The 8,884-nt window shown below is 64.3% G+C and carries 10 protein-coding genes and 3 pseudogenes; 8 read left to right on the top strand and 5 right to left on the bottom strand.

All coding sequences use genetic code 11. The features are described 5' to 3' along the window. Positions 1-173 (top strand): annotated as a pseudogene (locus Q0116_RS01510) (IS1595 family transposase); the annotation flags it as partial. Between the two features lie 9 nt (positions 174-182). Here the strand turns inward: Q0116_RS01510 and Q0116_RS01505 are convergent. After that, positions 183-818: an IS6 family transposase gene (locus tag Q0116_RS01505; RefSeq protein ID WP_297884821.1), complete on the bottom strand. Its 636-nt coding sequence runs from the start codon at positions 816-818 to the stop codon at positions 183-185. A 139-nt stretch (positions 819-957) separates the two neighbouring features. Between Q0116_RS01505 and Q0116_RS01500 the strand changes: the two are divergent. Beyond that, a pseudogene (locus tag Q0116_RS01500) lies at positions 958-1,549 on the top strand (class I SAM-dependent methyltransferase). A gap of 239 nt (positions 1,550-1,788) precedes the next feature. Here the strand turns inward: Q0116_RS01500 and Q0116_RS01495 are convergent. The 3 genes from Q0116_RS01495 to Q0116_RS01485 form a co-directional block, all read right to left on the bottom strand. Next, positions 1,789-2,193 (bottom strand): helix-turn-helix domain-containing protein, encoded by a 405-nt coding sequence (locus Q0116_RS01495; RefSeq protein WP_297884819.1) that lies wholly within the window; start codon positions 2,191-2,193, stop codon positions 1,789-1,791. A gap of 126 nt (positions 2,194-2,319) precedes the next feature. Further along, entirely contained in the window at positions 2,320-2,907 is a 588-nt protein-coding gene (locus Q0116_RS01490) for a DsrE/DsrF/DrsH-like family protein (RefSeq protein ID WP_267664937.1), read from the bottom strand. Between the two features lie 2 nt (positions 2,908-2,909). Continuing rightward, positions 2,910-3,155: a sulfurtransferase TusA family protein gene (locus Q0116_RS01485; RefSeq protein WP_026046107.1), complete on the bottom strand. Its 246-nt coding sequence runs from the start codon at positions 3,153-3,155 to the stop codon at positions 2,910-2,912. A gap of 247 nt (positions 3,156-3,402) precedes the next feature. On the opposite strand from Q0116_RS01485, the gene Q0116_RS01480 reads away from it, so the two are divergent. The 4 genes and pseudogenes from Q0116_RS01480 to Q0116_RS14320 all read left to right on the top strand — a co-directional run bounded on the left by Q0116_RS01480 (position 3,403) and on the right by Q0116_RS14320 (position 6,798). After that, positions 3,403-4,596: an MBL fold metallo-hydrolase gene (locus Q0116_RS01480; protein ID WP_297884814.1), complete on the top strand. Its 1,194-nt coding sequence runs from the start codon at positions 3,403-3,405 to the stop codon at positions 4,594-4,596. 8 nt (positions 4,597-4,604) lie between these two features. Further along, on the top strand, positions 4,605-5,162 hold the full coding sequence (locus tag Q0116_RS01475; RefSeq protein ID WP_297884812.1) for a YeeE/YedE family protein: 558 nt from the start codon (positions 4,605-4,607) through the stop codon (positions 5,160-5,162). Continuing rightward, complete coding sequence (locus Q0116_RS01470; RefSeq protein ID WP_297884810.1) at positions 5,163-5,621, top strand: YeeE/YedE family protein; 459 nt, start codon at positions 5,163-5,165, stop codon at positions 5,619-5,621. Positions 5,622-5,633: 12 nt separating this feature from the next. Then, positions 5,634-6,798: pseudogene (locus tag Q0116_RS14320) on the top strand (inorganic phosphate transporter). Between the two features lie 26 nt (positions 6,799-6,824). Here Q0116_RS14320 and Q0116_RS01455 read toward each other — a convergent pair. Beyond that, a complete protein-coding gene (locus tag Q0116_RS01455) occupies positions 6,825-7,670 on the bottom strand; it encodes a universal stress protein (RefSeq protein WP_297884807.1) in 846 nt (281 codons plus the stop codon). Between the two features lie 271 nt (positions 7,671-7,941). Between Q0116_RS01455 and Q0116_RS01450 the strand changes: the two genes are divergently transcribed. Together Q0116_RS01450 and Q0116_RS01445 are read left to right on the top strand one after the other, a co-directional pair. Beyond that, a complete protein-coding gene (locus tag Q0116_RS01450; RefSeq protein WP_267664948.1) occupies positions 7,942-8,106 on the top strand; it encodes a hypothetical protein in 165 nt (54 codons plus the stop codon). Next, a partial coding sequence (locus Q0116_RS01445; protein WP_297884804.1) for a sulfite exporter TauE/SafE family protein occupies positions 8,096-8,884 on the top strand: 789 nt, incomplete at its 3' end. The genes Q0116_RS01450 and Q0116_RS01445, both read left to right, overlap by 11 nt.

Raw genomic sequence — 8,884 nt, 5'->3', positions numbered from 1 at the left:
TGCCTCTGGTCACTCGTTAATCCGTGGCTACGGAAGTCCCGCGACCTCTCAAAACAGGGCTTGGAGCAGTCCGTCCGAACCTACGGGTTCGTACGGAGTTAAACCTCGCTGGAGCACCGCTACACGGCCTTCTTGACTGCTTCGTCCTCGACGTGTTTCACTGCGTTATGTAAGCCTCGTGTTCAGATAAGCTGATTCCATGCGAACGCGAACGATCTCAGCCACTCGTCAGCAGTTTCTGCTTCGGCGTTGCTGAAACAGTTTGAAAAGCTGGTAGTTCTGCGTTTTATTTCACGAAAGACACGTTCGACGCTGTTCCGATTTCCATGTCGTTCGTATCTGAAATCGAGGCCATGTTTGTCACAGGCTCGGTGAAGTGGAACCGCACCATCAACGAGAAAGATCGCGTCATCCACGTCGTGTTTTTCGCGGAGTTCCGCGAAAAACTGATCTGCGATCACGTTCGTTCTTGTCGGCTCAAGCTTTGTGTGGAGTAAATCGTTTGAATCTGGATCGACGGCGGCGTACAGCCAATAGTGTTCATCGTCAAGCTGAATCACCGTTTCATCGACCGCAACGTGATTCGGGCTCCGACCAGATTCCGGCTGTAGGTCGGCCTTGTGAACCCAGTTATGAACGGTGGATCGAACTCTTTCAACACCGAATACCTCAAGAAACGAAACAGTATTCGAAAGCGATAATCCTGCTAAATGAAGCTGAATACTGAGCTTCATCAACAGCCGCGGTGTTGCCTCTCGCTCCACAAACTCTAAGTTGATCTCGTCTAAACAGCCGCTGAGGCGGTCGTTTTCGGGCATGAATCACTTTGAAAGCGCACCGCCTCACCTTTCAATCCTTATCTGAACACCGTCTATGTAAGAGCCCAAGCGATAATAACGATGCCAACCCACCACGGTCGATCACTTCGCTTTTATAATGTAAATTTAATATCATTACATGGGATTTCACACGTTTGACGTCGACCACGCGAAGGGGTTGGAGGATCTGACTGTTACCGCTGGGTGTCCGCCGAAGAGCTGATTGGCGCATTCGAACCCGTCGGTGACGTATCGTAGCTGATCTCGGGAGCGGTACCGGATTTTATATTGACGACGTTGCGCCACACGTCTGTTCGGTGTACGCAATCGACCCCCAAGCGGAGATACACGAGTTTCACTGGGAGGAGGGGGTGCCCGATACTGTCGAGTTCGTCGAGAGCGACGTAGCGGATCTGCCGCTTACCGACGGCGCGCTTGATACCGCATTCTCGACGATGACGTACCATGAGTTCGCAAGCGACAACGCAGTCGCCGAGTTAGCTCGCGTCCTCCGGTCGGTTGGTCGGCTCGTGGTCTTCGACTGGTCGGCTGACGGCGACGGCGAGACTGGCACACCGACCGACGAACGATTCGGCGCCCATGACGCCGCCGAGGCGCTGATGGCCGCGGGTTTCAAGATCTTTTGTGTGGATACTCGGACTGAGACGTTTGCGCTCGTTGCGCTTGCTCCTCGGGGCCAGTTTCGAAGCGGACTATTTACTGAGAGATAGCGAGCCAATTGCTGAGAACCCTGTGAGCGAATCAGCGACGACCGCGGCGGTCCAGTCGGCAAGTCCGATCATGAACCTGGCGACCGTAGTCCGCTCATCGGGATCAATGCCACCCTGACGACTACCATGAGCGGTAGTCTAGTGAGAAGCAACTCGCCAAGCGCGGGTCTAACGAGTCCTTGACAACTTCTCCGCGCTGAAGTGCGAGGCTTCCTCTTCGATTCTCGGTGAAAACCGGGCTAGCTTTCGGCAGCGGGAGCAAAATCCTCGGACTGACTGTACTTTGTTTCGAACTCTTGAATGAGTTGACCCATTTTTGCGTACCAGTCGTTCAACATTCGCTGCATCTCCCCCGAAATCTTCTCAGGATCGGTTGGCTGGTAGACGTGGTAGTAGCCGCCCTGGTCGTAGTTGATCTGCTCTTCGCTGATGAGGCCTGCCTGAAGGAGTCGCTGGACCGCGCGGTAGGCGGTCGAGCGCTCCCGGTCGACGGCCTCGCTGATCTCGTCGACTGTCAACGGCTCATCGCTCTCGACAAGCCTCTCAAAACAATGCCTGTCCAACGGCTTGAGACCGTGGAAACACTCCAGTAAGCCCTCACACTCTATGTCGCTCTGGAGCTGTTTGGCCAACGAGTCTGGCATAGTATTACGAGTAAGTACGGCCCGTGTTAATAAAATACTTGTGTATACAACCCACAATACTGTATACGAAGCCCCGAACGCGTCGGTTTCGTCGATCACGAACCGCCAGGTAGACTGCGGCGGCGGTTAGACGAGGAGTTGGATGTCCGCCTCGGCCATGTCCTGAATGGCGGTCGCGGCGCCGACGCCGGTGGTGACGCCGTCGTAGAAGTCGTCCTCGTCGTAGTCCATCAGCTCGATGGTCATCTGACAGGCCTGGAACTCCACGCCCATCTCGAGGCTCGTCTCGAGGAGCTCCTCGACCGTGGCGGTGTCGTTGTCCGTGATCCGCTTTTCCATCATCTTCGTCGTCACGCGGTCCATGCCGGGAAGTGCGGCGACGGCGTTGGGGACGGGCATGTTGGGGTTCCCGACGGAGCTGAGCTGGAGGCTCTTCGACCGCTCCTCGTGGAGCATGTCGAGCCCCCAGAAGGTAGTGAAGACGGTCACCTCGTAGCCGAACGCGGCCGCGGTGCTGGCGAGGATGAGCGGCGGATACGCCATGTCCAGCGTCCCCTTCGTGGCGATGATGCTCATCTTCTTGCCGCCGTCCTCAGCGGTGGCCTCGGCGAGCGCGTCCTCGAGCTCGTCGACGCGCGCAGCCAGCTCCGCGCGCGAGGGCGCGCCCTCGGCCGGCCCGTTCTCAGCCGGCGCGTCGGGTGTGTCCGTGCTCATCGTTACTCCGTCTTGCGGACGTAGTGGTTGTATACGTCGTCGCCCTCCGTCTGGTCGACGAGCTCGACGCCCTCGGTGCCGTCGGCCCAGCCGTCGATGTCGCTCATGCTACCGGGGTCCGTCGCCACCACCTCGAGGACCTCGCCCGCGGCGAGGTCGTCGATGGCAGACTTCGTCTTCACCACTGGCATGGGACACGATGCGCCCTTCACGTCGAGCGTCTCCGCGATGTCGAATTCGGCACTCATTGTGTATCTGCTCCGATGTCTGTATTGGAGCTATCGCACAATATTCTCTGGTGAAGTAAAACTGTGTCGGTTCTTGGGAATACTGCTAACTATTGTATAAAGTAAAACCGGTTTAGACGGTTTATGAAACCACTAGGAGCAGAATCGCTCGTGTACACGCGAATCCTGCGGGCGATAGTATTGTTTAAAATTGGAAATACTATAGCAATCCTTTTGTGCGTCGGTCCGATAGAAACGACCGCGAAACATGAACGCCGATGACTTTCCGACTCCGGATGTCGATGTCGACTCCGTCGACCCGGAATCGCTCAAAGACCGAATCGACGCCGGCGAGGACGTCACGATCCTCGACACGCGCATGACATCCGACTACGAGGAGTGGCGCGTCGACGGCGAGAACGTCACGTCGATCAACGTCCCGTACTTCGAGTTCCTCGAAGACAACATCGATGACGACGTCATCGACCGGATCCCCGACAACCGCGAGGTGACCGTCCTCTGTGCAAAGGGCGGCGCCAGCGAGTACGTCGCGGGCACGCTCGCGGAGCGCGGCTACGACGTCGACCACCTCGAAGACGGGATGAACGGCTGGGCGAGCATCTACGAGGCCGTCGAGGTCGACCGCTACGACGGCGCCGGCACGCTCCTCCAGTACCAGCGCCCCTCGTCGGGCTGTCTCGGCTACCTCCTCTATGACGACGGCGAGGCCGCAATCATCGACCCGCTCCGGGCGTTCACCGACCGCTACCTCGACGACGCCGACGACCTCGGCGTCGACCTGACGTACGCCATCGACACGCACGTCCACGCCGACCACATCTCGGGCGTGCGCGACCTCGACGCCGAGGGCGTCGAAGGCGTCATCCCCGACGCCGCCGTCGACCGCGGCATCACCTACGCCGACGAGCTGACCACGGCTGAGGACGGCGACGCCTTCGAAGTCGGCGACGCGGCGATCGAGACCGTCCACACGCCCGGCCACACGACCGGGATGACCTCCTACCTCGTCGACGAGAGCCTCCTCGCGACCGGCGACGGGCTGTTCATCGAGAGCGTCGCCCGTCCCGACCTCGAAGAGGGCGACGACGGCGCCCCCGACGCCGCGCGCATGCTGTACGAGTCGCTTCAGGAGCGCGTGCTGACGCTGCCCGACGACACCCTGATCGGCGGCGCGCACTTCAGCGACGCGGCCGTCCCGGCCGACGACGGCACCTACACGGCGCCGATCGGCGAGCTCGTCGAGGAGATGGACGCGCTCACCATGGAGGAGGACGACTTCGTCGAGCTGATCCTCTCGGACATGCCGCCGCGCCCGGCCAACTACGAGGACATCATCGCGACGAACCTCGGGCAGAACGCCGTCGACGACGACGAGGCGTTCACCCTCGAGCTCGGCCCGAACAACTGCGCGGCCAGTCAAGAGTCGCTCGCGGGTGACTAACGCCCCCGATGGCGACCTCCCTCGTACTGCTTCAGGCGGTTGCCGAGCTGTTCCCCAACGGGATCAGCCGGTACGCCGTCGGCGGGCTGCTCGTCGGACTCGGGACCGTCGTGATCTACGTCGGCACGGGCATCCCGGCGGGAGCGAGCACGTTCCTGGAGTCGACGCTGTCGTACGTCTCCGACCAGTCGCGGTTCCAGCGGTACGTCGGCTCGCGGGACTGGCGGGTCGTGTTCACGGCCGGGATCATCCTGGGCGCGCTCGCGTTCGCCGCGACGGTCCAGTCCGGCGTGGTCACCACCTCGCTGTACGAGCCCGGAACGACTGGTCAGCTGTACGAAGTCGCCGGGGTGACGCTGTGGACGACGGACGTCCAGCCGTGGCGGCTGTTCCTCGGCGGGATCCTGGTCGGCATCGGGACCCGCGTCGGGAAGGGGTGTACGTCCGGACACGGCGTCTGTGGCGTCGGCTCGGCGTCGAAGACGTCGCTGGCCGGCGTCGCGACGTTCCTGACCGTAGCGATCGGGACCGCACAGGTCGTCGCCGCGTTGGGGGTGAGCCCGTAGATGGCTGACCGACATCCCCTTTTCAAGCCGCTGGTGTTCGTCGGCGGGCTGATCTTCGGGTTCGGGCTCGGCTTCAGCCACATGGCGCGGCCGGAGGTCGTGGTGAACTTCCTGCTGTTCGAGGACCTCGGCCTCCCATTCGTGATGTTCGGGGCCGCGATCGTCTCGGGAATCGCGTTCGCGCTGCTGCCGCGGATCCGTGACACCGCGCCCCTCACGGGGAGCCCGTACGAGCGCCGGCTGAAACCGTTCGACCGGAACGTCCTCGTCGGCGGCGCCGTCTTCGGCGTCGGCTGGGGGCTCTCGGGGATCTGCCCGGGCGCCGCGTACGCCAGCCTCGGGGTCGGCAACGTCACCATCCTCTGGGCGCTCGGCGGCATGTTCGTCGGCGCGTACGCGCAGGGCTACTGGCGGAGCCGAAGCGAGGCCCGCGACGCCGCCCCGGCGAGCGCGGACTGACACGCCTCCTCCATGGACCCCGCCCTCATCGCCCTCTTCGTCGGCGCGGCGCTCGCCAGCCTGTTCATGACGTGGGTGATCGGCGCCGGGTTGAGCGGCGCGACCCCGTTCGCGCCCGCCGTCGGCGCGAACGCCATCGGAACGATGCGCGCGGCCCTGCTGGTCGGCGTCTTCGGCTTCGCCGGCGCCGTCACGCAGGGCGGGAACGTCTCGGAGGCCGTCGGGAGCGGCCTCGCCGGCGGGATCAGCCTGCTCGCCGGCGTCATCCTCGTGCTCGTGTTGGGCGCCGGGCCGATGGCGGTCGGCATCGTCACCGGGATCCCGTTCGCGACCGCGTTCACTGTGACCGGCGCGGTGATCGGCGTCAGGCTCGCGCTCGGCGGGACGCCGGTCTGGGCGAAGTACGTAGAGATCAGCGCCGTCTGGCTGTTGATGCCGTTCGTCGGCGGCATCGCGTTCGGAATCGCCTCGGTCTTCCCGCGGCCCGGGGTCGCCGAGCGGTACAGCGTCCCGGTCCTTGTCGGGCTCGTCGGCGCCGTCCTCGTGAACGTCCGGTTCAGCTTCCTCGGCGACGGGCCCGCGCCAGGGACCCTCCGCGGGCTCGGACAGCGGAGCCTCTCGATCGAGAGGCTCGCGTCGGCGGTCCACGATCACCGGCCTCGCGGCGCTGGCCGTCGCGACCGTCGTCTGGTGGGACGTGAGGCGTGACGAGTCCGGCAGCCTACGGCGTGTGCTGCTCTCGGGTCGCTCGTCGCGTTCCTCGCGGGCGGGAGTCAGGTCGCGCTCGCGGTCAGCCCGCTGCTCCCGCTGCTTGACGGAGTAGGGATGATGTCGACGACCCCGTCTTCGTCGGCGGGGGTTTGAGATGCTCGTCGGCTCGTGGACCGGCGCGGCCCGGATGATCAAGTCACTCTCGCAGGACTACTCGTCGCTCGGGCCGCGGCGCTCGATCTCGGTGCTTGTCCCGTCGTTTCTGATCGCGCAACTGACGGTGCTGCTCGGCGTGCCGGTTTCGTTCAACGAGATTGTCGTGAGCGCGATCATCGGGAGCGGCGCCGCCGTCGGCGGTCGGGAGGCCGTGGACGCGGAAAAGATCCTCACAACGGTGGGAGCGTGGGCGGGCTCGTTCGCATTCTCATTCGCGCTCGCGTACGCGACTGCCATGGTCGAGTTATAAACATCGCACGCTGCGGCGTCGACTTTTTAAACAGTCCGGGGCGGCGGCACGAGGAAGACGTTGCCCGTCGCGCGCGCAACGATCTCCTCCGAGACGCTGCCCAGCAGGAGCCGCCGGATTCGGCTCCGACCCTTCGACCCGACGAGGACCGTCGACGGGGTTGCCTCGGCCTCGACGGCGAGGATCTCCTCGGCGGGGTCGCCGCGGCGGAGTTCGGTCCGCGTCTCGATTCCCCAGCCTTCCAGCGTGCTCGCCCGCTCGGCCAACCGCTCCGCCGGGCCGACGCCGTCGTCGGCCCCCACGTCTTTCGGCGATCGGACGTGGACGAGCGTCGCCTCCTCGGTCGCGTGACGGAGGTAGCAAAAGGCTTCGAACGCGCGGGCGGCGTGCTCGGAGAAGTCGGTCGCGAAGAGGACGCTCCGGAAGAGGTGCTCGCGACGGACGGTCGGGTCGTCGACCGCCCGCTCGACGCGGTTGACTAAAAGCGGGACGACGGTGGTCCGGGCGAGGTTACGCGTGGTCGAGCCGACGACCCGGTTCTCCAGCGGACTCTGTCCGCGCGAACCGACGACCGACAGGTCGGCGTGAACGGTCTCCGCAATGCCGTTGAGGCGCCGGTGCGGAGTCCCGCGAACGACGTGCGTCTCGACGGCGAACCCCGCGGCCTCGATCACCGACCGGTACCTGTCGAGCCCCCGTCGGCGGCGCTCCTCGAAGTCGACGCCGGGCATCCCGGGGTGGACGTTCGCCGAGACGACCGTGACGAGGTGGACCGTCCGAACGCCGATACGGCCTAGACAGTCCAGACACGTCTCGTCCTCGATGGCCGCCTCGCTGGCGGCCAACAGGTCGGTCGCGCACAGGGCCCGCATGTCGACGTCTTGGGCGGGCGGCGACAACACGGTTGCGCTCGGCCCGAAAGGCGTGCGGCCGAAGACGTGCGGCGACCGCAGCGCAGACGACGCGCGGGGCCCACCGGATGCGGAAACCTCTCCGTAAGTTATCGATACTCCGACCGGGGTTACCGGAATATAGTATTGTACGATCAGCCCAAAACCGTTATAGGCACGAAGCAGGTAGGAGAGAGTGAAGAGAAATGTGCCAGAATCGAATTTCCGCGTTCGGAAGTCGGAGGATGAGTCAATGGCTGGACTAGAGATACCCAGCTGGGACCCGGAGACCGCCCTGCTTATCGGCGCGATCCTCCTCGAAGCGTTCGTGCTGTACGTGGGCTACGGTGGCCTCGAACGGCTCGTCGGGCCGTACCTAATGGACCTCATCGTCGGGGGTAACGCGAGTGCTCGGTAGCCTTCTCAGCGGGCCCGGCTTCCTAGGGACGAGCCCCGAGATGCTCGCCCTGTTCGCCGGGTTCGGCCTCGTCGTCGGCGTCCTGTTCGGGTTCTTCGGCATGGGCGGGTCGTTCCTCGTCACCCCCGCACTGCTAATGCTCGACTACCCGGCGCCCGTCGCGGTCGGCAGCGGGATGGCGTTCGTCTTCGGGACGGCCGTCATCGCGACGCTGAAACACCACGACCTCGGGCAGGTGGACTACAAGCTCGGCGTGATCATGATCACCGGGACGACCATCGGCATCGAGGCCGGGCGCGCCAGCGTCTACTACCTCGAATCGATGGGGCTCGCCGGCGGCGTCATCAGCGTCGCCTACGTCGTCCTGCTCGGCGGCGTCGGCGCGGTGGTCACCCGCGACGCCCTGAAGGACGACGGCGGGGGCGGCGTCGACCACGAGGCGACCGACAAGGACCTCGACGAGTACGAGATCCCCGAGATCGCGAAGAAGATCCAGCAGACGGTCCGGATCCCGCCGATGGTGACGCTCCGCGGGGACGTCCGCGTCTCCGCGTGGGTGATCACGGCCGTCGCCTTCGCGACCGGCGTCCTGTCCGGGTTCCTCGGCGTCGGCGGCGGCTTCATCCGGATGCCCGCGATGATCTACGCGATCGGCGTCCCGGTGCCCGTCGCGGTCGGGACCGACCTCTTCGAGATCGTCTTCTCCGGCGGGCTCGGGAGCTACCTCTACGGACAGGGCGGCGGCGTGAACCTCGGTATCGTCGCCCCGCTGCTGTTC

Source organism: uncultured Halorubrum sp. (genome assembly GCF_937146585.1).
Classification (GTDB): domain Archaea; phylum Halobacteriota; class Halobacteria; order Halobacteriales; family Haloferacaceae; genus Halorubrum; species Halorubrum miltondacostae.
The sequence above is the reverse complement of the archived record's forward strand: the minus strand, read 5'-3'. Positions and strand labels throughout refer to the sequence as shown.

Excerpts from the sequence above, each read along its gene's own strand:
- Q0116_RS01490 (WP_267664937.1), bottom strand. The coding sequence starts at position 2,907 with ATGAGCACGGACACACCCGACGCGCCGGCTGAGAACGGGCCGGCCGAG.
- Q0116_RS01480 (WP_297884814.1), top strand. The coding sequence starts at position 3,403 with ATGAACGCCGATGACTTTCCGACTCCGGATGTCGATGTCGACTCCGTC.
- Q0116_RS01475 (WP_297884812.1), top strand. The coding sequence starts at position 4,605 with ATGGCGACCTCCCTCGTACTGCTTCAGGCGGTTGCCGAGCTGTTCCCC.
- Q0116_RS01485 (WP_026046107.1), bottom strand. The coding sequence starts at position 3,155 with ATGAGTGCCGAATTCGACATCGCGGAGACGCTCGACGTGAAGGGCGCA.
- Q0116_RS01505 (WP_297884821.1), bottom strand. The coding sequence starts at position 818 with ATGCCCGAAAACGACCGCCTCAGCGGCTGTTTAGACGAGATCAACTTA.
- Q0116_RS01455 (WP_297884807.1), bottom strand. The coding sequence starts at position 7,670 with ATGCGGGCCCTGTGCGCGACCGACCTGTTGGCCGCCAGCGAGGCGGCC.
- Q0116_RS01495 (WP_297884819.1), bottom strand. The coding sequence starts at position 2,193 with ATGCCAGACTCGTTGGCCAAACAGCTCCAGAGCGACATAGAGTGTGAG.
- Q0116_RS01450 (WP_267664948.1), top strand. The coding sequence starts at position 7,942 with ATGGCTGGACTAGAGATACCCAGCTGGGACCCGGAGACCGCCCTGCTT.
- Q0116_RS01470 (WP_297884810.1), top strand. The coding sequence starts at position 5,163 with ATGGCTGACCGACATCCCCTTTTCAAGCCGCTGGTGTTCGTCGGCGGG.